This window comes from Sorangium sp. So ce295, assembly GCF_051527405.1.
Lineage (GTDB): Bacteria > Myxococcota_A > Polyangia > Polyangiales > Polyangiaceae > Sorangium > Sorangium cellulosum_B.
This window is the reverse complement of sequence record NZ_CP150324.1, coordinates 6,838,446-6,863,154: the sequence shown is the minus strand read 5'-3', so window position 1 is coordinate 6,863,154 and position 24,709 is coordinate 6,838,446. Positions and strand designations below refer to the sequence as shown.

Sequence of the window (24,709 nt, the reverse complement as noted above, 5' to 3'; positions counted from 1 at the left end):
ATGAACAAGGACGAGATCGAGGCCGTCGTGCGCCGGGAGCTCCAGCGCATCGCGCCGGAGGCGGACGTCGGGGCGCTCGGCCCGGACCGTGACGTCCGCGAGGAGCTCGACATCGATTCGATGGATTTCCTTCGCCTCGTGACGGCCCTCGACGCGGCGCTCGGCGTGAGCGTGCCCGAGTCGGATTACCGGCGGATCGCGACGGTCCGCGGGTGCACCGACTACCTGGCGAAGACGCTCGCGCAGCGCGCGGCGTAGCGTCAGCCGTGCCCGCGGTCACCGCGCCGGAGCTGGCGCGCGACGTACCGCCACGCGCTCGTGCAGCCGAGCGCGAGCCCGAGCAGACCGAGGCCGGCCCGGAGCGTGACGCCTGTCCGCAAGCGCGCGTCGAGCCAGCTCCCCACGAAGAGCCCGAGCAGGGCCGGCAGCACGACGAGCCACCCGAGGCCGACCAGGGACAGCGCGAGCCCCAGCGGCCGCCCCCGCTCCCATGCCCAGCGCCTGCGCCGCTCGCCGAACCGGACGACGCCCTCGTGCAAGGGATCGGGCTCCCTCGGCGCGCGCCCCGGTCCCTCGCTTCCCGGGGAGGTCACCGCGGCTCCAGCCGAGGGACCCCATGGCGCGGCCCCGTGAGCCGCAGGTGGTCGGCCACCCGGCACAGCAGCGCTCCCTCCAGCCGGCGCAGGCCGCGGGCGGCCTCCTCCTCGGCGGCGGCCGTGCGGCGATAGCGGACGAGCACGTCGCGCTCGAGCTGGTCCAGGTCGTCGCTCGCGACGGCCTCGCGGGTGAGGACCTCGACCGCCCGCCGCTCGCGGACGGTCAGCACACCGCCGCGCACCGCCACGAAGCGCTCGCGCCCCGCCTCGTCCCGGTACACGAGCACCGAGACGACGAGCACCGTGAGCAGGTCCGCGTGCCCCGGGAGGATCCCGAAGGAGCCCGTCGGGTCCTCGGCGCGGACGTGGCGGACCGGATCCACCTCCGCGATCAGCGCCGCCGGCGTCACGATCGTGAGCCTCATGATCCCTTCACCCGCGCGCGCGCCTCGTCGAGCGTGCCCACCATGTACAGCGCGGCCTCCGGCCAGTCGTCGCACTCTCCGGCGAGGATCGCGTCGCACCCCCGGATGCACTCGGCGACCTCGACCCTCGCGCCCGCGCGCCCCGTGAACGGCTGGGTCACGACGAACGGCTGCGTGAGGAACCGCTGGAGCCGCCGCGCCCGCGCGACCGTGCGCCGGTCCTCCGGCGAGAGCTCCTCGATCCCGAGCATCGCGATGATGTCGGCGAGCTCCCGGTACTCCGCCAGCGTACGGCGGACCTGCGCGCTGGTCCGGTAATGGCCTGCGCCGACGACGAGCGGGTCCATCAAGATGGAGCTCGAGGTCAGGGGGTCGATCGCCGGATAGATCCCCTCGCTCGACAGCTTGCGCGAGAGCACGATCGCCGCGTCGAGGTGCGTGAGGATCTGCGCGACCGCCGGATCGGTCATGTCGTCGGCGGGGACGTACACGGCCTGGATCGACGTCATCGATGCGCGCGCGGTGGAGGCGATCCGCTCCTCGATCTCGGCGATCTCCGTGGCGAGCGTGGGCTGGTAGCCCACCCGGGAGGGCAGGCGCCCGAGGAGGCCGGAGACCTCGCTGCCGGCCTGGACGAAGCGGAAGATGTTGTCGAAGAGCAGCAGCACGTCCTGCCCGCGCTCGTCGCGGAAGAACTCGGCGTGCGCGAGCGCCGTCATCCCGACGCGGAAGCGCGCGCCCGGCGGCTCGTTCATCTGGCCGAAGACCAGCACCGTCCGGTCGAGCACCCCCGAGGAGCGCATCTCGAGCCAGAGCTCGTTCCCCTCGCGCGATCGCTCGCCGATCCCCGCGAACACAGCGACGCCGCGCTGCTTCGAGATCGTGCTCCGGATGAGCTCCATCAAGAGCACCGTCTTGCCGACCCCGGCCCCGCCGAAGAGCCCTGCCTTGCCCCCGCGCGCGAGCGGCGCGAGCAGGTCGATCACCTTGATGCCCGTGGGATACGCCTCGCGCGCCCGCACCTCGGCCTCGAGCGGCGGCGCCGGTCGGGAGATCGGGCGGCGCGGGGCGTCCGGCGGGAAAGCGCCGCGCCGATCGAGCGGGTCACCGAGGACGTCGACAAGCCGGCCAAGCGCGGCCTCTCCCACGGGCACCGTGATCGGCGTCCCGGCGGCCGCGACGCGCGCCCCGCGCTGCAGGCCCCCGGTGAACCCGAGGGCCACCGTCCGCACGTGCTCGGGATCGAGCTGCTGCTGCACCTCGAGCACGAGGCGGCGGCCGTCGACATCGAGCGTCAGCGCCTCGCCCGTGCGTGGGAGCGCACCGGCGGGGAACGCGACGTCGACCACCGATCCCCGCACCCTGCGCACGGCGCCCTCGGCCCGCCCCGCGCCGGCTCCGTCGCCGCCCGCCATCGTCACCCCTCCGCCTCGCGCAGCGGCTCCGCGCCGGCGGCGATCTCGAGGAGCTCGCTCGTGATCGCCTCCTGCCGCGCGGTGCGCTCCGCGCGCGAGAGCTCGTCGAGCTCCTCCCGCAGGCTGCGCTGCGACGCCTCCATGGCCGCGAGGCGCGCCGCGCGCTCACACGCGAACGCCTCGCCGAGCGCCCAGACCACCTGGGCCAGGCAGTGCTCCTCGATGATCCGCGCGACGAGCGCGGCCGCCGGCAACGTGCGCAGCGGGGGCTCGCCCCGCGCCGCCCCCGCCCCGGACCCGCGCTCCGGCGGGAACAGCCGGAGCGCCTCGGGCCCCCACCCGAGCGCGCCGGCGCGCCGCGCGAACACCAGATCGACGCAGGCGATCGCGCCGCCGGCGATCGCGCCGAACACGTCCCGCGTGAGCCGATCCGCGGCCGGGCCGACGCCGGAGATCGTCGACGGCAGCGGGCCCGAGGCCAGCGCGGCGACGCCGCGGTCGCGGCAGAGCCGGAGCCCCCGCGTGCCCAGCGCAGCGAGCTCCGCCGGCCCCGGATCGTCGCCGGCGACGCGGAGCGCCGCGTCGAGCAGCCGCTCGTTGAGCGCGCCGACGAACCCATGCTCCGAGAAGAGGACCACGACGCGCCGGGCGCCGGCGGCGCCGGCGGGCTTCTCGAAGGGCGCGCGCCCCTCCTCCGCGTCGAGCAGCTCGAGCGCCTGGCCGAGCGCCTCCCGCGTCGCCGCGGCGTAGCGCTCGAACCCCATGAAGGCGTCGTTGGCCTGCCGCCGGTGCGACGCCGCGACCGAGCGCATCGCGTCGACCACCTTCGCCGCCTGCGAGAGCGTGCGGATCCGCGCGGCGAGCTCAGCCGCGTCCATCGCCTCGCCCCTCGTCGCCGCGAGCTCCGACCTCGGCCGCCATCGCGGCCAGCTCGGCGAGGAGCGCGCGGCGCTCCTCCGGCGTGGGCTCTATGCCCGCCTCGATCCGCGCGAGCGTCGCGGGACACCGCGCCGGGAGCCCGCGGCCGAGCGCCTCGCGGAACGCGTCGATCGCCGCCGCCGGGAGCGGGTCGAGCAAGCCCTCCTGGAGCGCCGTCAGCAAGGCGATCTGCCGCCCCGCCGACAGCGGCCGGTGAAGCGGCTGCGCCATCGCCGCGCGCGCCCTTCGACCGCGCTCGAGCGCTCGCTTCGTGGCCTCCTCCGCGCCCCCGCCGACGCGCGCGAACAGCTCGAGCTCCAGGAACTGCGCGTACTCGAGCCGGAGGCTCTCCGCGACGGCGCGCATCGCGGGCGTCTGCGTCTTGCCGCCCACGCGGGACACGCTCTTGCCGACGTCGATCGCGGGCTTCCATCCCTCGTTGTAGAGGCGCGGGTCGAGGAAGATCTGCCCGTCGGTGATCGAGATGAGGTTGGTCGGGATGTAGGCGCTCAGGTTGCTGGCCTGCGTCTCGGCGATGGGCAGCATGGTCAGGGAGCCGCCGCCGAGCGCCCCGGTCAGCTTCGCGGCCCGCTCCAGCAGCCGCGAGTGCAGGTAGAACACGTCGCCCGGGAACGCCTCGCGCCCCGGGGGCTGGCGCAGCAAGAGCGAGATCTGTCGGTGCACGAGGGCGTGGCTCGTGAGGTCGTCGAGGACGAGCAGCGCGTGCCCGCCGCGCTCGACGAAGTGCTCCGCCATCGCGCAGGCCGCGTAGGGGGTGAGCCACTGGAGCCCGGCCGTGGCGTCCGGCGCGGCGACGACGCACGTGGTCCGGTTCTTCGGGCCGTAGCGGCGAACGGCGTCGATCACCGCGCCGACCGAGGACGAGGTCTGGCCGATCGCCGCATAGATGCAGACGACATCGGTCTCCCGCTGGCTCAGGATCACGTCGACCGCGATCGCGGTCTTTCCGGTGCCGCGGTCGCCGATGATGAGCTCGCGCTGGCCGCGCCCGAGCGGGAGCATCGCGTCGATGAGGAGGATCCCCGTGAAGAGCGGCTCGGCGATGGGGGCGCGATCGACGATGGACGGCGCCCGGCGCTCGATCGGCGCGCGCGCGCGCGCGCGCGCGGGAGAGCGCCGCCCCGCCGAGGGGCCCGCCCCCGTCGATCGGCGCCCCGAGCGGGTCGACGACGCGCCCGAGCAGCGCCTCGCCGACGGGCACGTCGATCACCCTGCCCGTCCCCTGGACGGCGGAGCCCGCGGCGATGCCCCTGTCCGGACCGAGCAGCACGCAGCCGATCGCGCCGGGATCGAGCGCCACCGCGAGGCCGCGCGTGCCGTCCTCGAAGACGAGGACCTCGTCGAGCTTCGCGCTCGGCAGGCCGCTGACGGTCGCGATGCCGTCCGCCACGCGGAGCACGCGCCCGACCTCCCGCGCCTCCGGCCCGAGAGGAAGGCCGCGCGCGCGGTCCCTCGCGCGCCCCACCCAGCCGCCGAGGTCCTCAGCAAGCCCCATCCCGCACCTCGAGGGCGGCCGCGATCCGCTGGAGCCACGCCCGGTAGCTGAGCTGCCACACCCCGTGGGGGAAGCGCAGCGCAAGGCCCGCGACCATCGACGGATCGACCTGGAACACCAGGGCCACGGGGCGCGCGGCGACCCCCGAGAGCCACGCGCGGAGCCGCTGCTCCGCGTCCTTCCCGAGCGGGCTCGCCGAGACCACCTCCACGCGCGCCTCGTCGAGCTGGTCGAGCTGCCGGGCGACGAGCCGCCGCTGCTCCGGCTCGTCCAGGGTCTGCATGGCCCGGGCGACCAGCAGGGCGTCCTGCCCCGCCGACGCCTCGCGGAGCAGCCTCTCCGCGATCGCGATCGCGAGCTCGGTCGCCTGCGCCTCGAGCTCGCGGAGCGCGCGCGCCCGCTCCTCCGCGATCTCGGCCCGCGCCTGCTCGAGCAGGCAGCGCGCCTTCTGCTCCGCCTCCTCGCGGGCCCGCTGCGCCTCCCCGTCGGCGCGGCGCAGCGACGCCTCGAGCGCGCGGCGCCCCTCCTCTTCGAGCGCCGCGCGCCTGACCTGCGCCTCCTGCTCGGCCCGCTGCGCCCGCGCGCGCTCCTCGCGCGCGTCGCCGAGCAGGGCCGCGGCGTCCCGCTGCCGCGCCTCGACGATCCTGGCGACCGGCTTCCACAGGAAGCGCTGGAGGAGCCAGGCGAGCACGAGGAAATTGACCGTCTGCAGCGCGATGTTCCAGCCGGAGACGTGCATGGCTCAGCGCACGAACGGGTTGGCGAAGAGCAGGACGAGCGCGACCACGAGGCAGTAGATCGCCGTGGCCTCGATCATCGCGAGGCCGACGAACAGGGTCCGCGCGATCGTCGTGCTGGCCTCCGGCTGGCGGGCGATCGCCTCCATGGCCGCGACGATCGCGCGGCCCTCGGCGAACGCCGGCCCGACGGCCCCGGCGCTGACCGCGAGCACGGCGCCGAGGATGCTCAGGCTCTCCGCGCTCACGCGGCCCTCCCGTCGACCTGCTCCTCGATCGCCGCGCCGACGTAGACGGCCGCGAGCACGGTGAAGATGTACGACTGCACGATCCCCACGAACAGCGCGAACGCCATGACGGGGATGGGGACGAGGAGGCCGGCCACCGAGACGACCACGGCGAGCACGAGCCCGTGGCTCATGATGTTCCCGAGCAGGCGCATCATCAGGGAGAAGGTCCGGGTCGCCTGCGAGAGGAGGTGGATCGGCGCGAGCAGCGGGCTCGGCTCGAGGAAATGCTTGAGATAGCCGAGCGGGCCGTGCGCGCGTACGCCGTAGCCCGCGACGGAGAAGAAGACGATGAGCGCGAGCGCGAGCGGCGTCTCGATGCGCTCGGTCGGCGCATGGACCATGGGGAGCACGCCGGCGCAGTTGGCGGTGACGAGGAAGAGGAAGAGCGTGCCGAGGAGCGGCAGGTAGGGCGCGGGATCGCGCCGGAGGATGGCGCGGATCTGATCGCCCATCGCGACGACGACGACCTCCGCGGCGGCCTGGAGCCTGCCTGGCCTCACGGACAGCCGCCGTCCGATCAGGGCGCTCTCCTTGCGCTCCGGGCCGCCCGCTCCGCGCGCCGGCGGCGTGCCGGACCAAGCCGGATCAATAAGAGAGCGGCGCCCGATCGAAAGGCGTGATCCCACGGCCCCGGAGCGGAGGTGACGGCGACCCCGAGCTCTGGGGCGCTCGCGGCGAAGGCCAGCCTGGCGCTGCGGAAGCGCCGCAGCGCGCGTGTGCGTGCGTTGCGCGAGCAGCGTGCGGAGCGGCCGTGGCCGCCTGGGCGGCGTGGGCTCTTTGTCGCCACTTCGGCGCCGAGGGCAAGAGCCCGCGCCCGGTACGGCGGTTGCGTGCCGGTCAGGGGAGGCGATGATGGAGGCGCCGAGGCAGATCAAGAAGCTTCGCGGCGCGGGAGAGCCGCCGCCGAACCTCGCCGACTACACGGAGGCGTGCCGCCGCTTCTCGTGGGCGGAGGCGCGGGCCGAGCTGACCGGGTTGCCCGGCGGACAGGGGCTCAACATGGCCTACGAAGCCGTGGACCGTCATGCCGCGGGCGCCGGCAGGGATCGCGTCGCGATCCGCTGGCTCGGCAAGGACGGAGAGCGGGTGGACATCCGCTACGGGGAGCTCGCCGAGCTCACGGCCCGCTTCGCCGGCGCGCTCGCCGGCCTGGGGGTCCGGCCGGGAGATCGCGTCTATACGCTGCTCGGCAGGACGCCGGAGCTCTACGTCGCCGCGCTCGGCGCGCTCAGGCACCGGGCGATCTTCTGTCCCCTGTTCTCGGCCTTCGGCCCCGAGCCGCTGCGCGCGCGGATGAGCATCGGCGAGGCGCGCGTGCTGGTGACCACGTCGCGGCTCTACGCGCGCAGGGTCGCGCCGATCCGCGGCGAGCTGCCGTGGCTCGAGCACGTGATCCTCGTGGACGGCGAGGCGCCGGGGACGCTCTCCTACCGTAGATTGCTCGACGGGGCGCCCGCCGCGGCGCAGGTCCCGCCGACCGACCCGGAAGCGCCGGCCCTGCTGCACTTCACGAGCGGGACGACGGGCACGCCGAAGGGCGCCCTCCACGTCCACGCAGCCGTGCTGATGCACCATGTGACCGGGAGGCTCGCCCTCGACCTCCATCCGGACGACATCTTCTGGTGCACGGCGGACCCGGGATGGGTGACAGGCACCTCCTACGGCATCCTCGCGCCGCTGACGAACGGCGTGACCCTGGTCGTCGATGAGGCCGATTTCGACGCCGAGCGCTGGTACGAGATCCTCGAGCGAGAGCGCATCACGGTCTGGTACACCGCGCCGACGGCGATCAGGATGCTCATGAAAGCCGGCGTGGAGCCGCTCCGCGCCCGCGACCTCCGCGCGCTGCGCTTCATGGCCAGCGTGGGTGAGCCCCTGAATCCGGACGCGGTGTCATGGAGCAACGAGGTGTTCGGGCGCCCCTTCCATGACGGCTGGTGGCAGACCGAGACGGGGGGGATCATGATCGCCAACCTCGCCTCCGTGGATGTCCGCCCGGGATCCATGGGGCGCCCGCTGCCTGGCGTGGAGGCGGCGATCGTCCGCCGCACACCCGAGGGGGGTGTCGAGGTGATCGAGCAGCCTGACGTGGAGGGGGAGATCGCGCTGCGCCCCGGCTGGCCATCGATGTTTCGCGCCTACTGGAACAACCCCGAGCGTTATGCGAAGTGCTTCGCGGGTGGCTGGTACCTGAGCGGAGATCTCGCCCGGCGAGACAAGGATGGATACTATTGGTTCGTCGGGCGCGACGATGACGTCATCAAGAGCGCCGGGCACCTCATCGGACCCTTCGAGGTGGAGAGCACGCTGCTCATGCACCCCGCCGTGGCCGAGGCCGCCGTGATCGGGCGGCCGGATCCGATCGCCGGCGAGGTCGTCAAGGCGTTCGTCGCGCTGAAGCCCGGGCACGCTCCGTCCCCGGACATCGAGCGGGAGCTCATCGGCTTCGCGCGCAAGCACCTCGGGCCGGCGGTCGCGCCGCGCGAGATCGCCTTCGCCGGCTCGGTGCCGCGGACGCGCAGCGGCAAGATCATGCGGCGGCTGCTCCGGGCGCGCGAGCTCGGTCTGCCCGAGGGCGACCTGTCCACGCTCGAGGCGGCCACGGGGACGAACGGCACGGCCGGGGAGGAGGCGCCATGAGCGCCCCGCGGACAGGAAGGCGCCCGGGCGGCTGAGGGCCTCGCCGCGCGGGCCGGCGAGAAGGCATGACGCGGCGCGATGCGCCGTGGCTTTCGATCTCACGCCTCGCGAGCGATTCCGGCGGTGACGCAGCCGAGCGGCCCGGCTCGTGCACACCGAGCCAGCAGAGCAGCGCGGCGGGGAGCGCGGCGGGAGGCCGTCGCGCCGGTGCACGCGCTGGACGACGCGGGGCCGTGGACATGAAGACGATACTCGATGCGATCGGCGAAACTCCCCTGCTGACGTTCGACGGCGTTCACGTAAAATGCGAGTACCTCAACCCCTCTGGCTCCGTCAAAGACAGGCTCGCCAGGTACATCATCGAGAAGGCGGAGAAGGCAGGGCTCCTTCAGAAGGGCGGCACGATCGTCGAGGCATCGTCCGGAAACACGGGCGCTGCCGTCTCCATGGTCGGCGCCGTGAAAGGCTACAAGGTGACGATCTTCATCGCCGAGGGCCTCTCCGAGGAGCGCTACAAGATGATGAAGGCGTTCGGCGCCGACGTGCGGACAGTCCCGCGGGATCGGACGGATATCGCGGTGCAAAGGGCGAGCGCCATGGGAAAGGAGAAGGGCCATTTCCATGTAAATCAGTTCGCCAACCCCTGGAACGCCGAAGACCACGACAAGCACCTCGGCGGGGAGATCCTTCGCGCCTTCGGTCGCCGGCGGATCGACGCGGTCGTCGCGGCGATCGGCTCCGGCGGGACCCTGATCGGCCTCGCGAGGGCCTTCAGGCGGGTCAACCCCGAGGTCAAGGTCTTCGGCGTCGAGCCCGCCCGGTGCGCCCTCGTCTACGGGCGCCTGCGCGGCCGGCCCGAGGTCTGCCGGCCCCATCGGATCGAGGGCATCGCCGACGGGTTCGTGCCTCCGCTCATCGAGGACAACATCGAGCTCATCGACGACGTCATCCGGGTCGAGGACGGAGAGGCGATCGCGGAGGCGAGGCGGATCGCGAGCGTTCACGGCTGCTTCGTCGGGGTCTCCTCGGGCGCGAACCTCCTGGCCGCCAGGCGGGTCAAGGAGAAGAGCCCTGAGCTGAAGAACGTGGTCACCCTGTTCCCGGACGAAGGGGAGAAATACCTGAGCGAGTCCTGGTTCTCGCGCTGAGCGCGGACAGCGGCGACGAGGAGCACGGCCACGAGAAGCATCAGCGCGATGCCCGCCGAGAGGACGCGGACGTGCTCCTCCCGCATCGATCGCCGCCCGGGCGGCCTCGATCCGACGAGCACGAAGTGCTCTGCGTGCACGCGCCCGCCGGGCACGGCGCGGTCGCGGAGCGCCCGCTCCACGACATTCATCATCGGCTCGGGGCCGCACACGAAGATCTCCGCGCCCTCGTACCGGTCGGTCAGGTGGCGATCGAGGAGCTCGCGTCCGATGAGCCCGCCCTGCCCGGTCCATCCGGGGGGCGGTCTCTCGATGACGTGCACAACGCGGAGGTCCATGGCGCGGGCGAGCTCGTCGAGCTCCTGCGCGAACACGATCGTGTCGACGGTGCTGCTCGCGTACACGAGCAGCACTGGACGGCGATCACCCCGGTCGTGCAGCGTGCGGATCATGCTCATCATCGGCGTGATGCCGATCCCGCCGGCGACGCAGACGAGCGGGCGCGGAGCCCGGAGATCGAGCGCGAACGCGCCGTAGGGCCCGGCGAGGTACGCCCGCGTCCCCACGGGGGTCTGCCCGATCGTGCGCGTGAAATCGCCGAGCTCCTTGATCGTGAGCTCCACGCGCCGCGGCGAGGCCGCGCTCGACGCGATGGTGAAGGGGTGCTGCCGGGGCGAGAACGGCGACCGGCCCAGCGTGAGCCAGACCGATTGGCCGGGCTGGAACCGGAGCCCGTCATGCCCGGCCGCCTCGAGGACCAGGGTCCAGACGCGATCCTGCTCGCGGCGCACCTCGGCGACGCGCCACGGTCGCCGGAGCGCCAGCAGCGGACGCAGCAGGTGGGACGCGACCAGCGCCGCCGCCGGGACAGCGACGAGCGCGGTGATGGCGGCCTGCTTCACCGGCGTCGCGCTCGCGCGTCCGAGCGTGAGCACGTGCCAGAGCGCGATCCCCACGACGGTCACCGCCAGCAGCCCATGCCCGACGCGCCACGCTTCGTAGGGGATGCGCAGCCGGGTCAGCTGGCGCGGGACGAGCACGAGCAGCAGGAGACCCATCAGCGCGAAGGCCAGGGCCAGCGCGCGCGGCGCGCTCGCGGAGAGGTCGAGGAGGTGCGCGACGTACCAGGGCTCGGCGACGGCGAGGAGCACGACGTGCGCGGCGACGAAGGCCGCGGTCCACAGCCCGGCCTGCCGGTGGAAGAGGAGCACCGCGTCCAGGCCGAGCGCGTTGACGATGCGCCGCGCCCGCGCCCCCAGCGCGAGCTGCAGCGAGAGGAGCGCCAGCGCGACGTAGCCGAGCCCTGCCGCGATCTCCACCGCGAGTCCTCGTCCTTTCGGGACGGCGCCGACGAGCAGCAGCAAGAGGACGCTCGCGGCGAGCGCCAGGTAGGCGGCGATCCAGAGCAGCCGAGCGACGCGCGCGCGTGCTGCCCGCGGTGCCTCCCATGCTTCCACGGTCGAGGCTACTCCGGCGCGCCCGCCTCGATCCACGCGCGCACCAGCCCGGCAGCGTCTCCCCACGCGGCCGGATGGCGTTCCGGCAGGGTGTAGTAAAGGCTCTCGTCGGGCTTGCCGGGCGTGACCAACGATCTCGCGGTGCGGTATGCCGCCATGGATCCGCCCGGCGCCGTGGCGTGGCAGCCGTCACATCGCTCGGCGGCCAGCCGAGCGATCCGATCGGTGAACCGCGCCGGCTCCGGCGAGGCGGTCGAGCGGGTCTCGCCGCACGCCGCGAGACCCACGCAGGCCGCGCAGGCGAGCAAGCCTGGCTTCCAGGGCATGGAGGTTCCAGGCGCGATCGAGCGCCTGGCCTGTCGCGCAGCGGCGGACGGCTCGGCGGCGATCGGGCTCTGGCGGGTGCTCGTCACAGGACCTCCGGGGATACACGGCAGACGTGCGTTCACGCCCCGTCATGCAGCCCGCGGGCCATGGCATGAAGCGGTCGCACACGCTCTGCGATCCCGCGGCCGCGCGCGGAAGGCCTCGCCCCTCGTCGCGCCCCTCAGGTCGGTTGTCCCCGCTGGACGCGGCCGATGCGGTACGGCCGCATCATCTCGTTGTCTTCGTGCTCGAGGATGTGGCAGTGCCACACGTACTGGCCGGCGGTGGCGAACTGCGCCCGGATGCGCGTCACCTCGCCTGGATAGGCGATCACCGTGTCCTTGTAGCCCGTCTCCCACGGCTCCGGGGGACGTGGAGCACCGACGAGCTGCGGCAACTTCCCTTCCGGCGAGGCGTCGATGTCCAGGGCCTGCCGATTGACCACCTCGAACACGGTCTCGTGGATGTGGATGGGATGGGCGTCGGCCGTCAAGTTGTGGAGCTCCCAGACCTCCGTGTCGTCCACCCGCGGATTCTCGGTGACATCGGCCTCCCACGGCAGCAGCTCGACCTCACCGTCCTCCTTGCGCCTCCCGAGCATCGCCGCCACCGGCGCGTCCGGGAAGTCCTCCGACATGACCTCGCTCAGGACGAGCGATCGCGTCACGTCCTCGGGCGGCAGGGGCGGAGCGGGCGGCAACAGCAGGCAGCGCGGCGGTGTGCTGTGATCGCATCCCGGCGTGTGCATCACGTCGAAAGCCATGATCTGCCCGGTGGAGGCCCAGTCCGCCGGGGCGAAATCGACGACTGGCGCGCCGCCGCCGAACGGCTCGTCCGGGCCGACGTTGGCGAGGATGTGGCGGCCCTTCGGGACACGGCCGAAGTCGACGATGAGATCCGCGCGCTCGGCCGGCGCCATGAGCAGCCGGTTGCCGTTGGTCGCCGTGAGGTTCACCGGCGAATCCAGAAAGCCGCCCTCGTTTCCGATCATCCAGACTTCCACGCCCCGGATCCGATTGAAATCCAGGATCAAGAAACGCGACTGGCAGCCGTTGAGGAAGCGGAAGCGGTAGCGGCGCTGTTTGACCGCCAGGAACGGCCAGGTATTGCCGTTCACCATGATCATGTTGCCGAAGAACTCGGGATTCCAGATCGGTCGTTCGTGATCAGCCTCGATCGTGAGCGACGGCGCGTTGAAGATCCGGGGCTCCCCCTGGGCGACCTTCGGCCCGTATCCCCACACGGTCGTCGCCGGATGGGGAGGAGGCAGGATCTGCTGCGAGAACTGCCGCACGGCGATCTCGTAGTAGTCGATGAACCGGCCGCCGTGGAGCGTGATCTTGCCGGCTCGCGGCATCGCGGGCGGGACGAGCATCGGCGTCACGTACTTGTCCACGACCAGCGGGTCGAGCGTGCCGCCGGGGATCGCCGCGCACGCCGTGCGAACGGAGCCGCCGACCCTGTCGAGGAGGAGGAGGGTCGTGCCCCCCGCCCCGATCTTGAAGAACTGACGTCGTGTGAACATCCCCCCACCCCCCGTGTCGAACACTGGCGCGCAAGCATAGAGGCTGTTCGCTTCGACGCAACCACGATGTCCTACCACGCGACTCTTGTCATCGAGGCCGCAAGGCCGCGCCCGATACCGATGTTTGCAATCACACGCGCGTCAGCACACGACGTTGACGGTGATAGGCTGCGTCATGCCCTCGATCGGCTCCCCTCACCGTTCCGGGCAGGGACGTATCGGCTCGACAGCGCGCAACCCGTCGCGGCCGCACCGAACCCGTGACCCGGATCCGACACGAGGTGCACTGACACGGGCTTTACGTCCGGGCGCGCCAGGGCCTCGCGCGCCCCGGCAATACCGCTGCAGCGTCCGCCACGTGGTTGCCGTCGACATACGCCTTACCGTCGTTCGAGAGGTCGACGGTGAGCATCGCCTCGGCCGACAGCCCGGACGCCTGCGACGGCGCGGCCACCGGCGTCATCCTGCCGGGGCGGGGGCTCCACGCGCTCCACGCCCAGAGGACGAACGGGGTCGGGGTTGACCTGCGTGCCTCAGTCGATCGCCGCGACGACGCGGTGCACGCGGAGGCTCGGAGAAGTAGCTGAGCGAGCGATGGTTCTCGCGCTGAGCGCCCGGCGACCGCCGCCCCGGCGTCGCGCCTGGGTCAATACGAGAGGGAAATGACGTCCCCGCGCAGCTGATCGAGCACGGCCTGCAGGGCCGCGGGTTTGGCGCCCTCGACGAGCTCCTCGGCCTTCACCCCTGCAACCTGCATGCAATGCGGGCAGACGAACACCTTGGCTCCCTTGGCCATCGCGGCGGCCAGGAGCTCCTTCACGGGGCGCTCGCCCGCGAGCGCGACGCTGTCCGAGAGATTTCGAGACACGAGCGCGGGTGCGTGCACGTTGAAGTACAGGATCGTGGACCACCCGGCATCCAGCGAGTTGCTCGCGGCCATGAGGGCCATGGTCGCCGCGTGCACATCCTCCTGGCCGCTGGTCACGTTGAACAACAAGGTCCGCTGGCGGGCGTCCTCCGCGGTGGCGGGCTGCTTCGGTGGCGAGGCGCAGCCGGCCCCGGCCGAGACGGCGGAGGCGATCGCCAGCCCCAGCATCCATGCGCGATACACAGCTCGATTCGACATTGCGGCTCCCTCTCGATCGGCGCCGCCAGCTCGGGTGGACTTTTCACTGAGTCTCGCGTCGCGGCCAGCTCGCGCTCGATCGCACGCCTGCCACCTCGTGGTACAGTCTGGCGGCTCAGCAGGATGGATAAGCAGCCCGCGTGCCGCGGCGCTCGTCGCGTCCAGACATCGCGCGCGGACGCGGCCAGAGACGCGGCCAGACCAGAGCGGCCCGGTGGCCTTAGGCGCGATGCGTGGCGAGACAATTGCACCCTGCACCGAGCGCCGCCGGGGATCCCGGCGACGCCGGATGGAGAGGGGAACATGCCGTTTCGAGATCGGGCCGACGCCGGCCGGCAGCTCGCGTCGCGGCTGACCGCCTATGCGGGGCGGGAGGACGTGACCCTCCTGGCGCTGCCGCGGGGCGGGGTGCCGGTGGGCTTCGAGATAGCGAAGCTGCTGCGGGTGCCGCTGGACGTGCTGATCGCGCGCCGGATCGTGGCGCCGGACAATGATCACATGACGATCGGCGCCGTCGCGAGCGGCGGCGTTCGGGTCGTCGATGAAGCGCTCTGCCGTGCGCTGGGGGTCTCGGACAGGACGGTGCAATGGCTCGCCGACGTGGAGACCCGGGAGGTGGAGCGCCTGGAGCGCGTCTATTACGGCTGCCACAGGGCGCCTGACATCCGGGATCGGACGCTCCTCCTCGTCGACGACGGCGTGGCGACCGGAGCGAGCATGCGCGCCGCCGTGACGGCCGTCGAGCAAGGCGGCCCGGCGGGCATCGTCATCGCGGTCCCCGTCGCATCGTATGCCGCGGTCGCGCAGCTCTCGGGGCGGGCACGCGAGTTCGTGTACTGCTATATCCGGGATCCCGTCTATTCGGTCGGGCTCTGGTACGAGGATTACTCGCCGGTGTCCGAGCAGGATGTCTGCCGGCTCCTCGGAGAGACGCTCGATCCGACCGCATCGCGCCACGGCGCCGCCGGCGCCTCTGCGTGGTAGCGCTCGCTCAGCGACGCATAGAGCTCCTCCTCTTGCGCGAAATGGAGCCGAAGCACCGCGTGGAGCCCGTAGAGGATCCGCTGGAAATCCTGCACATCCGCGGCCGTGGGCCCGCGCGGGTCGAGCTCTCCGAGCAGCTGCTCGTACAGCCGGATCAGGCGGAAGATCTCCCGGTGCGTCGCGCTCATGGGCGCCAACGGATCCTCGCCGCCGAGCAGTCGGGAGATGACTGGATAGACCTCGGCGTCGTCGGCGCGCTCGTGCGGGAGGAGCCGCTCGCGGAGGAAGCGGTCGAGCGCGTCGAGCTCTGCGCGCGCCGCCTCTCTCGCCAGGTGGTCGATGCGCTCGGCGACGACCCGAACCCGATCGAGCATCGGGATGAGCTGGTCGTGCTCCAGCTCCAGCCGGCGGCTCATGGCCTCCCCGAGGGCTGGCCTCCTCGCGCCGCGCCCGCCGCTCTGCGCCCGCAGCGCGCTCAGGATCGCGGCGACGTCGATCGCCTCCTGCAGGAGCGCGCCGGCGGCGGCCGGCAGGAAGCCGAACGCCGCCGCGCCCATCGCGAAGAGCGACAGCCCCATGCCGAGGATCGCGCTTTGCGCAGCGATCGCGCGGGCGCGGCGCGCGATGGTCACGGCCTCGGCGAAGCGATCGAGCCTGTCCACCACCAGCACCACGTCGGCCGCCTCGGCGGACGAGGTGGCCCCGCGCGCGCCCATCGCGACGCCGACGTCGGCGGCGGCGAGCGCTGGAGCGTCGTTGATCCCGTCGCCGATCATCACGGTGAGCCCCTCGGCGCGCGCCTCGCGCACGGCGGCGACCTTCTCCTCCGGCGAGCGCTGGGCGAGCACGCGATCCACGCCGAGCGTGGCGCCGACCGTCTCGGCGACGAGGGGGTGGTCGCCCGTCACCATCACGACACGGCGAACGCCGACCCGCCGCAGCGCCCGCAAGGTCCGCGGCGCATCGGGGCGGATCGGGTCGTCGAGCGTCAGCGCGCCGATGACGCGGTCGTCCACGGCCACGAACACGGTCATCGCACCGGCGCGGGACGCGCGGCGCCGGAAGGCGCGGGCGTCCTCCGGGAGCGGCGCGCCCTGCGCCGCCCATTCGGCGCTCCCCACGCGGACGGCGCGCCCGTCCACCCGGCCCGTCATGCCGGCGCCGGCCGCCTCCTGAGCGCCCTCCGGGAAGGACAGCTCGAGGCGACGCTCGCGGGCAGCGTGCACCAGGGCCGCGGAGAGCGGGTGTGACGAGATCTGCTCGAGGGACGCCGCCAGGCGGAGCACCTCCGTGTCGTCCTCGATCGAGCGGAAGCACGTCACTCCGGTCACGCGCGGGCCGCCGAACGTGAGCGTGCCTGTCTTGTCGAGGAGCAGGATCTCGGCCCGGGCGAGGGCCTCGAGCGCGGCGCCGCCCTTCACCACGATGCCGCGCCGGGCCGAGCGCGAGATGCCGCCGACGATCGCGATGGGCACCGCGAGGAGCAGCGGGCAGGGGGTCGCGACGACGAGCACGGCGAGCCCGCGGCCGGCGTCGCCGGAGAGGCCCCACGCCGCGGCGGCCATGGCGAGCGAGAGCGCGGCGAACGCCAGGGCATGGCGATCTGCGAGGCGGGCGAGCGGGGCCTTCGAGGCGGACGCCTGCTGCACGAGGCGGACGATACCGGCGTACGTGCTCTCGTCCGCGCGCGCGACGGCGCGGAGCTCGAAGGCCGCGCCGGCGTTCGTGGTCCCGCTGCCCACGCGGTCGCCAGCCGCCTTGTCGACCGGCCGCGGCTCTCCGGTCAGCGCCGATTCATCGAGGAGCGCCCGCGTGCCCACGACGACCCCGTCGACCGGCACGATCTCGCCCGGCTTGACCAGCAGGCGGTCGCCGGGGGCGACGGCGCCGATCGGGATGGTCGTGACGTCGGCCCCGTCGCGGCGGTGCGCGGCGCGGGGAGCGCGAGCGAGGAGGGCGGAGAGCTCGCGCCGCGCGCGCGCGGCCGCGTACCCCTCCAGGGCGCTGCCGGTCGCCATCATCGCCCCGATCAGCGCGCCGGCCAGGTACTCCCGGAGCAAGAGCGCGCCGCCGATGGCGAGGAGCGCGATGACGTCGACGCCGGCCCGCTTCTTCAGCACGTCGGCCAGGATGCGCGCGCCCACCAGGGCGAGCGCGATGAGCGCGCCGGCCGCCCAGAGCATGTCTCCCAGACGCGCGCGTCCTTCGAGGTGCGCCGCGGCGCCGCCCAGCAAGCCGGAGAGCGTCGACACGACGAGCGCGCCGCTCCTCACGGACGGCCGCTCGGGCCCAGGTGCGTCGCGCTGTGACACCATGGACTATGCCCGCGGCATCGCTGTGATGTGTCTGCCAGACCCAGCAATCACCGTGCCCCGTCAACGCACGCTATGCATCACGAGCCACGTTCGAGGCCGCTCGCTGCGCTCGTGAACTGGGCTCGTGGACTGCTCACGTGATCCGCTGAGCATGCATCGTGCGACGGCCGCTCCGCATGCGACCTGCCGTCGTCGTGCGAGCGCTGGTGACGTGCGTGCTCGCCTTCTCGCTTCTCTGGAGCGACTTCGCGCGAGCTGCGCCGATCGAGCCGCGCGCCGATGTGGAGCTGTTCGCGCGTGAGGGATGCCCTCGATGCGACGAGGCCAAGCGCTTCCTGACCGAGCTCGAGGGCCGTCGGCCCGGCCTGCGTACGATCGTCGCGGATGTCGTCGAGGACCGCGCGGCGCTCGACCGGCTGAGGGCGATCGCCGAGGGGCAGTCGACCGCTGCCGTGAGCGTCCCCGCCTTCTATGTGCGCGGGGTGCTCGTCGTCGGGTACGCCGGGCGCGACGCGACGGGCCGGCGCATCGAGGCGTTGCTCGACAGCGCGCCGCCGCCGCCCACCGCGGCCGGCGAGCCTGCCGCGTCGTGTCCGCTCGCGCCCGAGCAGCCGCCGTGCCCGGCCAACGGCGCCGCGCCGCGCGCGGGCGTCGTCGACGTGCCCGTCCTCGGGCGACTGGACGTCCGCGATCTTGGCCTGCCGGCGTTCACCGTCCTCCTGGGGCTCGTGGACGGCTTCAACCCGTGCGCCATGTGGGTGCTCCTCTTTCTCCTCTCCTTCCTCGCCACGCTGCGGAGCCGGGCGAAGATGCTGCTGATTGCCGGCGTGTTCGTGCTCGTGAGCGGTCTCGCCTATTTCGCCTTCATGGCCGCCTGGCTGAACTTCTTCCTCCTGGTCGGCGCCTCGCGTGCCGTGCAGATCGCGCTGGGAGCCATCGCCGTGCTCGCCGGTTCGGTCCACATCAAGGACTTCTTCGCGTGGAAGCGGGGCGTGTCGCTCAGCATCCCTGAGCCGGTGAAGCCGGGGATCTACGCGAGGATGCGGGCCGTCGTCAGGGCGGAGACCCTGCCCTCCGCGCTCGCCGCCGCGGGCGTCCTCGCCGTCATGGTCAACGTTGTCGAGCTGCTCTGCACCGCGGGCCTGCCGGCGCTCTATACCCAGCTCCTCGCCGAGAAGCGCCTCCCCGCGTGGCAGCACTACGCCTATCTCGGGCTCTACAACCTGGCTTACATGGCGGACGACATGATCATGGTCGGTATCGCGGTGGCGACGTTGAGCCGCCGCAAGCTGCAGGAGAAAGAGGGACGATGGCTCAAGCTGCTGAGCGGAGCGATCATGGTGCTGCTCGGTCTGCTCCTGCTGTTCAAGCCCACCTGGCTGGCCTCATGATCGCCGGGGAGGGGTCCTGGCGGCTGGTGGATCCTGGACGAGCCGAGGCGCGTCCACGCCGGAGACGGGTGCGACCCATCTTTGTTGGATCGCGCCGGCCCGGCGGGGGGACGCGGGCGGCGGTGACGCTGCCGTGCGGCCAGGCTTGTGGTAGCGTCCGCCCCGGAGCTCCTCTGCCATGAGCAACGCCCCGATCGCCACCCTCCGCGGCCACGCGGTCTCCAGCCGCGTGCTGACCCCGCCGCCCGCGCAGAATCTGGACGATGCGGTCCGCCTCTGCGACCCCTACTCGCCGCTGGACCCGCGGGAAGATTCCAGCCTGTTCGCCAACCTGACGGCCATCCGCGGCAGCGATCGCCTCGGCCGGATCGTCCGCAACATCCGTCGGTCCGGTGGGATTCCAACCCTCCACTTCGTCAGCGGTCACCTCGGGAGCGGGAAGACCACAGAGCTCCTTCGAATGAAGGTCCAGCTGGAGACGGCCTCTCACGGCGCGCCGCTCGCGACGGTCCTGTTCCTCGATGCTGATGTGATGCTGAACCGGACCGACATCGACCTCGAGGACATCCTCCTCGCGCTGTGGAAGCTCGTTTATGAGCAGCGGAAGGCGGCGGCCGTGAAGGTGCTCATGCCGCTGTGGAAGGACCAGATCAAGGAGGCGCTGAGCAAGACGATCACCAATCTTCCCGGCGACATCTCGGAGGCGCTCACCCGGATCCTCGGCGAGGTCCGCCTGCCCAGCGCGGAGCGTCGGAAGGACATCCGCACCGCCCTGCGGTCCACGACGGCCGTGCTGATCGAGGGGCTGAACAAGGCCTTCGCCGCGACCAGGGAGGCGCCGGACGACGGCGCGGGTCCGCTGGTGGTGCTCATCGACAACATGGAGAAGCTGAGCCAGGCACACCACGAGGGGGTGGAGCGGCTTTACCGGGAGCGGATGGGCGCCCTGAAGAGCCTCGACGCCCACCTCGTCATCACGGTTCCGCTGTATCTCTGTTACGCGCCGGCCGGCGCGGGGCTGAGCGGGCTCTACGGCGGCGAGATCGTCGTCGTGCCGATGATCGAGGTCCGCCGGCGCGCCGCGGAGGGCGGTGGGGACAACCAGGGCGGCGTGTCCGCGCTGGCAGACTTGCTCAGGAAGCGAGTGCGGTTCGATGGTCTGTTCGAGGAAGGCGACAGGGCCGCGGACCGAATCGCGCGCCTCAGCGGCGGCTGCATCCGGCACGCGCTCCACATGGTGCGGGCAGCCAGCAATGAGCACGATGACCCCCCGGTGACCGCGGCCTCGGTCGATCGTGCCGCGGCCATCTTGCAGGCCGATTTCGAGCGGGCGCTGCCTGAGCGATACGTGCCGATCCTGCGCCAGATCGCAGAGACGAATCGATTTCCGGACCAGTGCGAGGAAGGGGTGAAGCGCGACCTGCTGCTCAACCTGTTCGTCCTCGAATATCAGAACGGCGGACCGGACCCGTGGCACGCGGTCCACCCGCTCGTGGAGCGGTGCCGGAAGTACCGTGAGCACGGGTGAACCCGCGGGCGGGGGGTCGTACCTGCCGGGGTCGGCTGCCGAGCCCATCGCCAGCCTGACCGACGAGTCCGAGGAGCGGCTCAGGGCGCTCCGCCGGGGACTGCGGCGCGCGGACCGGTTCGCGTTGTTCGTGGTGCTGGCGTCTGGCGCGGCGCGGGCCGAGGTGTTGCGGCGGATGCGAGGGTGGAGCGGGCAGGAGGGGCTCCCGGCGTTCCAGTTCCTGCCGGAGGGAGCGCAGGGCGTGCGCGCCGTAGAAGAGCTTCTGGAGACCGCGGGTCCTGTCCAGCCTCTCCGGGGTGTCGTCGTGCCTGATACAGCGTCGTTGATCGACGCTGCGGAAGGCCGCGCGATTCAGGCGCTCAACGTCGCGCGCGATACGTTGGCGCGCGTCATCGTGGGACCGCTCGTGCTGGTGCTTTCGCCGGACCGCGCCGCCGATCTGCCTCGGGTTGCGCCTGATCTGTTCGACGTGCGATCAGGGACATGCGAGGTGGCGGCGCTCCCGGGCGCCACGCTGGGCGATGTAGCGAGGATCGCAGCACCGCCCGAAGAAGCGCGACGCCCGGCGGGATCCACCGATGAGCTGGACGAGTTGAGGGCGACAGCAGCCCGGCTTCGCGAGGCGATGGCTTCACCGGAGGCACCGCCGCCGGCCGCGCTGGCCGATGCATGGCTGAATCTCGGGCAGAAGCTGCTGGTTCATCACTATGCCCTCGACGAGGCGCTGGCTAGCTCAAGCGAGGCGAGGCGCCTGGCGGAGGGTATCGGCTATCACCGCGCAGTTGCCGCTGCCTTGGTCCTTGAAGGCATCGTGGCGATGCTCCGTGGCGATCTCGAGCGCTCGAGGAAGGCATACGAGCATGGCCTGGAGATCTCTCGAGCGGCCCAGGATCGCCTTGGCGAGGCCACCTGCCTGAAGAGCCTCGGCGACCTCGACATGCGCGTCGATGACCTCGATCCCGCTCGCGCGTCCTACACGCTCGCTCTGCCCATCTTTCGCGAGATTCGCGATCGCCTCGGGGAGGCCAACTGCCTGAAGAGCCTCGGCGACCTCGACATGCGCGTCGACGACCTGGATGCCGCTCGCGCCTCCTACACCCTGGCTTTGCCCATCTTTCGCGAGATTCGCGATCGCCTCGGAGAGGCCAACTGCCTTCAGAGCCTTGGTCTCCTGGCGCTCGCGGCCGGCGAGCCCAAGGAAGCCTTTCAGCGCTTTCTGGAGGTGCTCGCCCGCCATCGCGAGATCCGGAATCGAGTTGGCGAGCAGGCTGCTCACGGCTACCTCGCACGCGCAGCCGCGGCTGTCGGCGCTCTGGACCAGGCGTTGATCCTCGCAGAGCGCTCTCTGGACATCGGCCGGCGGATACACGCTCGCTTTGGTCAGAGAATCACACTGGAGCTCCAGCTCCGGCTCTTCTCCAGCCTAAAGGACGACCGAGCGCTCCTCGCCACCGCCCTTCTACTCCGCGATCTCTGCACCTCTCTCCGCGAGGTCGAACGCGCCCAGGGCTACGCTGCCCTCCTTGAAGAGGCACAGCGCACGCTGCCCGCCGAGGCGTGGGCCGACCTCCAGCAACACGCCGAAGCCATCCGCCAGGCGGCCGTCGCTGCAGCCTCTCAGCGCCTCCAGGACGCCGGCCGCGACCCCTACGCCCTCCCCAGCCCCCCTGACGCCACGACCCCATGACTGCCTAGAGCGACAAACGGGTTGAAGTCGCACGCAAACAGCGAGAAGTTGGGACGCCAGAAGACGCCAAGAGACGCCAGAAGATTTTTTTTTGGCGTCTTCTGGCGTCTTCTGGCGTCCTGGCGTCTCATTTCTCGCGTTTCCAAGCTGATCGCTGCTCTAGCCGTTCAGTGCGCGTCGCGGCCTGTGTCCGCGAGAACGCTCAGGGCGCCTTCACCTCGAGGTGGATCGCGGAGCTGCCCTTGCTCGTTGCTGCCACGGCAGCGGAGCTGCCTCTGGTCATCGATCGCAGTCGAATTGATAGATGCTCGGCGCGGCCGCCTCGACCTCGCGCGCGACCAACGCTTGTGGACCGTTGGCCCTGGCGGTCGCCGTCGTGCCCCCGCGTCGATGAGCGCCCCGGCCGGCGCGCCGCCGGCCCCCTGCTCGTCGCCGCCTTGCCGCGCCGCGCGTCCCCGGGCAGGCTTCCGCCATGGGCCAGCCCGCCGCCAAGCAGCGCCGCGCGACATACGCCGATCTCGAAGCCGTTCCGTCGACCAAGGTGGCAGAGCTCATCGCGGGCACCTTGCACGTGTTCCCCAGGCCGGCGCCGCCTCATGCACGCGCGTCGTCTCGCCTCGGCATCGAGCTCGGCGGTCCGTTCGATGCGGGGAAGGGGGGGCCGGGCGGCTGGTGGATCCTGGACGAGCCCGAACTGCACTTCCCGGACCCAATGCTGCCCGGCGAGGTGGATGCGGTCGTACCGGACATCGCTGGTTGGCGTCGAGAACGCATGCCCGAGCTGCCGACGACGGCTTTCTTCCCGCTCGCCCCGGATTGGGTCTGTGAGGTGCTGAGCCCTTCGACCGAGGACGTGGACCGCGACGAGAAGATGCCGATCTATGCGCGCGAGGGCGTGCGGCACGTGTGGCTGGTCGACCCGCTCGCGCGGACGTTGGAGGTCTTCTCGCTCTCCTCGGGTCGGGGGTGGGGGCCCGCCGCCGTCCACCGCGACGCCGCTCGCGTCCGCGTCGAGCCCTTCGAGGCGATCGAGCTCGATCTCTCGGTCCTCTGGGCGAAGTAGCCGGCCGCCGTCCAGAGCTCCTGGACGGCCCCGCCCGCGTCCTGATGAGGCGGACGCGGCGCGAAACCCGCGATCAGGGCGCTGTGCCCTGGCGTTCCAGGAGGCGCGCCGTCATCGCCTGCGCGGCGTCGGCGACCCGGGTGGCGGCGCGCGCCGCGTCGCGGACCACCTCGTCCACGCGGCGCGCGCCGTCGCTCCCCGCCGGCCCCCAGAGCAGCGCCGCGGGCAGCGCGATCCCGAGCGCCAGCGCCGCCCCGGCCGCCGCGACGCGCCAGCGCCGCCTCCGCGGCGCTGCCGGCGGCGCCACCGGCACCAGCACCCCGGCCGCGGCCTCGAAGGCGGCGATCATCGCCTGGACGCTGGGAAACCGCTCCGACGGGCTGATGGCGAAGGCGCGCGCGAACCACGCCTCCAGGGCGGGCGGCGCTCCCGGGCACAACGTGGCCAGCGGGGGGCGCCCGCTGACCAGGATGGCCGCGAGCACCGCGGCCAGGTTGCGGCCCGGAAACGGCTGCCGCCCGGTCAGCGCCTCGTGCGCGACGACCGCGAGAGACCACATGTCGAGCTGCGGGCCGCCCAGGCCGTCACACGTGTGCTCCGGGCTCAGGTACGCCGGCGTGCCCAGCACCACGCCGTCCGCGGTGCGGCGGCGGAAATCGGCCGGCCGATCCTGGCCGACCCACTTGGCGATCCCGAAGTCGGTGATCTTGGCGCATAGATGGCCGTCGCTCCCCTCGACAAGAAGGATGTTGGACGGCTTGATGTCCCGGTGCACGACGCCAAGGCCGTGCGCCACCGACAGCGCCTCTCCCAGCTGGCGGAGCAGCGACGCGAGCTCGACGGCAGGGATCGCCCCTCGCTCCTCCAGCAGCTGACGCAGCGACCTGCCGCGCACGTGCTCCATCACAATGTACGGGCCCGCCGCCAGGTCCTCGCCGGCGTCGAGCACGGCGACGACGCCGCGGGTCTTCTGTCCGAGCTGCGCGGCGACCCGCGCCTCCAGGCGGAACCGCTCGATCGCATCGACGTTCCGCCCGCCCCGCGCCACCGTGAGGAACTTCAGCGCGACATCGGCGCGCCGGACGCCGTCGTGCGCGCGCCAGACCTCGCCCATCGCGCCGCGCCCGAGCAGCTGATCGACCTGGTAACGCCCGTCGATGAGGCGGCCTCGCAGCCGCACGGAGCGGCGCGAAGAGGCTGGGCGGGAGTCTGCCGGTCGATCAGCGAGCGCGACCACGCCGCGCGCGCTGTCTCTCCTCTGGGAGTCAGGTTGTGAGTCGAACGAGGAAGGATGGAACACGATCGAGCACCTCCGTGCCGCCTCTGTGTCCCAGACGCGCCGGTGTGCCTCTCGGGCGACGCGCTGGGGCCAGGGACCGGGGCATGCGCAGAGCGTATCGCGAACATACGATCCTGGGAATCCTGGACTGCGCTCCTCCAGCAGAGCGCCAATCACGGATACGCGCTCACAAGGTCGTACGGCCACGCTGGATGTCGGGTCGGGCGCGCAGCGCGGCGCAGAGCCGGTGCGTCGCCTCGCGCAGCTCGCCTTCGTCGAGCGACGCGAACCCGCGCCGCGCGG

21 protein-coding genes and 3 pseudogenes are annotated in these 24,709 nt (G+C 72.2%); 8 read left to right on the top strand and 16 right to left on the bottom strand.

The window, feature by feature from the left end; all coding sequences use genetic code 11:
- Positions 1-258, top strand: a complete 258-nt coding sequence (locus WMF11_RS25925; protein WP_437972607.1) for an acyl carrier protein — start codon at positions 1-3, stop codon at positions 256-258.
- Between the two features lie 2 nt (positions 259-260).
- Here the strand turns inward: WMF11_RS25925 and WMF11_RS25920 are convergent, their stop codons facing one another.
- The 9 genes and pseudogenes from WMF11_RS25920 to atpB form a co-directional block, all read right to left on the bottom strand.
- Positions 261-593, bottom strand: a complete 333-nt coding sequence (locus WMF11_RS25920; RefSeq protein ID WP_437979348.1) for an AtpZ/AtpI family protein — start codon at positions 591-593, stop codon at positions 261-263.
- The gene (locus WMF11_RS25915; RefSeq protein ID WP_437911024.1) at positions 590-979 is read right to left on the bottom strand and encodes a F0F1 ATP synthase subunit epsilon; all 390 of its coding nucleotides are present in this window, start codon (positions 977-979) and stop codon (positions 590-592) included. Before WMF11_RS25915 ends, WMF11_RS25920 begins: the two co-directional genes overlap by 4 nt.
- Positions 912-2,436, bottom strand: a pseudogene (gene atpD, locus WMF11_RS25910) (F0F1 ATP synthase subunit beta); the annotation flags it as partial. The pseudogene atpD and the gene WMF11_RS25915, both read right to left, overlap by 68 nt.
- A gap of 2 nt (positions 2,437-2,438) precedes the next feature.
- On the bottom strand, positions 2,439-3,314 hold the full coding sequence (locus WMF11_RS25905) for a F0F1 ATP synthase subunit gamma (protein WP_437972606.1): 876 nt from the start codon (positions 3,312-3,314) through the stop codon (positions 2,439-2,441).
- The gene (locus tag WMF11_RS25900) at positions 3,301-4,377 is read right to left on the bottom strand and encodes a F0F1 ATP synthase subunit alpha (RefSeq protein WP_437972605.1); all 1,077 of its coding nucleotides are present in this window, start codon (positions 4,375-4,377) and stop codon (positions 3,301-3,303) included. The genes WMF11_RS25905 and WMF11_RS25900 overlap by 14 nt, the downstream gene beginning before the upstream one ends.
- A gap of 271 nt (positions 4,378-4,648) precedes the next feature.
- Positions 4,649-4,870 (bottom strand): annotated as a pseudogene (locus WMF11_RS25895) (F0F1 ATP synthase subunit alpha); the annotation flags it as partial.
- Positions 4,857-5,609: a F0F1 ATP synthase subunit B gene (gene atpF, locus WMF11_RS25890; protein ID WP_437901962.1), complete on the bottom strand. Its 753-nt coding sequence runs from the start codon at positions 5,607-5,609 to the stop codon at positions 4,857-4,859. The gene atpF and the pseudogene WMF11_RS25895, both read right to left, overlap by 14 nt.
- Before the next feature lie 3 nt (positions 5,610-5,612).
- The gene (locus tag WMF11_RS25885) at positions 5,613-5,855 is read right to left on the bottom strand and encodes a F0F1 ATP synthase subunit C (RefSeq protein ID WP_437594783.1); all 243 of its coding nucleotides are present in this window, start codon (positions 5,853-5,855) and stop codon (positions 5,613-5,615) included.
- Entirely contained in the window at positions 5,852-6,397 is a 546-nt protein-coding gene (atpB, locus tag WMF11_RS25880) for a F0F1 ATP synthase subunit A (RefSeq protein ID WP_437972604.1), read from the bottom strand. The genes WMF11_RS25885 and atpB overlap by 4 nt, the downstream gene beginning before the upstream one ends.
- A gap of 352 nt (positions 6,398-6,749) precedes the next feature.
- On the opposite strand from atpB, the gene acsA reads away from it, so the two are divergent.
- Both acsA and WMF11_RS25870 read left to right on the top strand, forming a co-directional pair.
- Positions 6,750-8,537 (top strand): acetate--CoA ligase, encoded by a 1,788-nt coding sequence (gene acsA / locus WMF11_RS25875; protein ID WP_437979347.1) that lies wholly within the window; start codon positions 6,750-6,752, stop codon positions 8,535-8,537.
- Between the two features lie 239 nt (positions 8,538-8,776).
- A complete protein-coding gene (locus WMF11_RS25870) occupies positions 8,777-9,685 on the top strand; it encodes a PLP-dependent cysteine synthase family protein (RefSeq protein ID WP_437901959.1) in 909 nt (302 codons plus the stop codon).
- 188 nt (positions 9,686-9,873) lie between these two features.
- On the opposite strand, the pseudogene WMF11_RS25865 reads toward WMF11_RS25870, so the two are convergent.
- The 5 genes and pseudogenes from WMF11_RS25865 to WMF11_RS25845 all read right to left on the bottom strand — a co-directional run.
- A pseudogene (locus WMF11_RS25865) lies at positions 9,874-11,004 on the bottom strand (ferredoxin reductase family protein); the annotation flags it as partial.
- Between the two features lie 146 nt (positions 11,005-11,150).
- Positions 11,151-11,468: a hypothetical protein gene (locus WMF11_RS25860; protein WP_437901958.1), complete on the bottom strand. Its 318-nt coding sequence runs from the start codon at positions 11,466-11,468 to the stop codon at positions 11,151-11,153.
- Positions 11,469-11,689: 221 nt separating this feature from the next.
- The gene (locus tag WMF11_RS25855; protein ID WP_437972603.1) at positions 11,690-13,033 is read right to left on the bottom strand and encodes a multicopper oxidase domain-containing protein; all 1,344 of its coding nucleotides are present in this window, start codon (positions 13,031-13,033) and stop codon (positions 11,690-11,692) included.
- 298 nt (positions 13,034-13,331) lie between these two features.
- On the bottom strand, positions 13,332-13,487 hold the full coding sequence (locus WMF11_RS25850) for a hypothetical protein (protein ID WP_437972602.1): 156 nt from the start codon (positions 13,485-13,487) through the stop codon (positions 13,332-13,334).
- 192 nt (positions 13,488-13,679) lie between these two features.
- The gene (locus tag WMF11_RS25845; RefSeq protein WP_437901956.1) at positions 13,680-14,159 is read right to left on the bottom strand and encodes a DsrE family protein; all 480 of its coding nucleotides are present in this window, start codon (positions 14,157-14,159) and stop codon (positions 13,680-13,682) included.
- 303 nt (positions 14,160-14,462) lie between these two features.
- Here WMF11_RS25845 and WMF11_RS25840 point away from each other — a divergent pair, with 303 nt between their 5' ends.
- Positions 14,463-15,143: a phosphoribosyltransferase gene (locus tag WMF11_RS25840; RefSeq protein WP_437972601.1), complete on the top strand. Its 681-nt coding sequence runs from the start codon at positions 14,463-14,465 to the stop codon at positions 15,141-15,143.
- On the opposite strand, the gene WMF11_RS25835 is transcribed toward WMF11_RS25840, so the two are convergent.
- The gene (locus WMF11_RS25835; RefSeq protein WP_437972600.1) at positions 15,044-17,458 is read right to left on the bottom strand and encodes a heavy metal translocating P-type ATPase; all 2,415 of its coding nucleotides are present in this window, start codon (positions 17,456-17,458) and stop codon (positions 15,044-15,046) included. The two genes, WMF11_RS25840 and WMF11_RS25835, sit on opposite strands and share 100 nt — an antisense overlap.
- Positions 17,459-17,634: 176 nt before the next feature.
- Between WMF11_RS25835 and WMF11_RS25830 the strand changes: the two genes are divergently transcribed.
- The 4 genes from WMF11_RS25830 (at position 17,635) to WMF11_RS25815 (ending at position 23,127) form a co-directional block, all read left to right on the top strand.
- On the top strand, positions 17,635-18,849 hold the full coding sequence (locus WMF11_RS25830; protein ID WP_437972599.1) for an NrdH-redoxin: 1,215 nt from the start codon (positions 17,635-17,637) through the stop codon (positions 18,847-18,849).
- 178 nt (positions 18,850-19,027) lie between these two features.
- Positions 19,028-20,377 carry a hypothetical protein gene (locus WMF11_RS25825; protein WP_437901952.1) on the top strand — a complete coding sequence of 450 codons (1,350 nt, stop codon included), beginning with the start codon at positions 19,028-19,030 and terminating at the stop codon, positions 20,375-20,377.
- Positions 20,364-22,064 (top strand): tetratricopeptide repeat protein, encoded by a 1,701-nt coding sequence (locus WMF11_RS25820; RefSeq protein WP_437972598.1) that lies wholly within the window; start codon positions 20,364-20,366, stop codon positions 22,062-22,064. The genes WMF11_RS25825 and WMF11_RS25820 overlap by 14 nt, the downstream gene beginning before the upstream one ends.
- Before the next feature lie 472 nt (positions 22,065-22,536).
- Entirely contained in the window at positions 22,537-23,127 is a 591-nt protein-coding gene (locus tag WMF11_RS25815; protein ID WP_437972597.1) for a Uma2 family endonuclease, read from the top strand.
- A 73-nt stretch (positions 23,128-23,200) separates the two neighbouring features.
- On the opposite strand, the gene WMF11_RS25810 is transcribed toward WMF11_RS25815, so the two are convergent.
- The gene (locus WMF11_RS25810; RefSeq protein WP_437972596.1) at positions 23,201-24,307 is read right to left on the bottom strand and encodes a serine/threonine-protein kinase; all 1,107 of its coding nucleotides are present in this window, start codon (positions 24,305-24,307) and stop codon (positions 23,201-23,203) included.
- Positions 24,308-24,709 lie beyond the last annotated feature (402 nt).